At 72.7% G+C, this 604-nt stretch carries 1 protein-coding gene; it reads right to left on the bottom strand.

Features of this window, described 5'->3' with window-relative positions; all coding sequences use genetic code 11:
* Window positions 1-604 (bottom strand): arabinosyltransferase C-terminal domain-containing protein (locus IJ15_RS0124000; protein ID WP_031940846.1); only part of this gene is annotated, 604 nt, incomplete at both ends.

Below are 604 nucleotides of genomic sequence, written 5' to 3'. Positions count from 1 at the left end.
CCCCAGTCGCGTCGCCAGTCCTGGTCGAGGTACGTCGGGATGGTCTCGGCGTTCACCACCAGATGTGTCCAGCCGAGCGGGCCGCCGCCGATCGCGTCCTGCCACGCGTTGGTGGCCTGGGCGCCGACACGGTCCGGCAGGATCCGGTATTCGGGCACCTCGGCGACGCCGTCGTGGTGGGCGAAGGGCCGCTGGCACGGGAACGCCAGGCCCACCGACCAGTCGATGAGGACTGGGGCGGTGCTGCCGACGACGGACTGCAGTGTCTGCATGTGCGGCACCCGCGGTGGGGTGACGGCGAGCCACTGGTCGGGGGCGAGCCCGGTGTCGGAGGCGACGAGACGGACGGCGTTCGCGTCGGCGGGCAGTTCGTCGAGCGGCACCCGCAGGTTCCGCCACGACGGCGCGGGTCCGATGTCGATGGGGGCGATGCGGCCGAGGACCTCGACGCCGCCGTCGGCGGTGCGGGTTCCGTATTCGACGTCGAGCAGCTGGCCGTCGGTGACGATGCCGTCGGGGTCGACGGAGTGGATGCGTCCGGCGGCCGCGATCGTGAGGATCGGGGCGTCGTCGCTGCGCTCGGGCAGTCCGTACCAGCCGGTGA

Source organism: Prescottella defluvii (assembly GCF_000738775.1).
Classification (GTDB): domain Bacteria; phylum Actinomycetota; class Actinomycetes; order Mycobacteriales; family Mycobacteriaceae; genus Prescottella; species Prescottella defluvii.
This window is presented reverse-complemented; position numbering and strand designations above follow the sequence as displayed.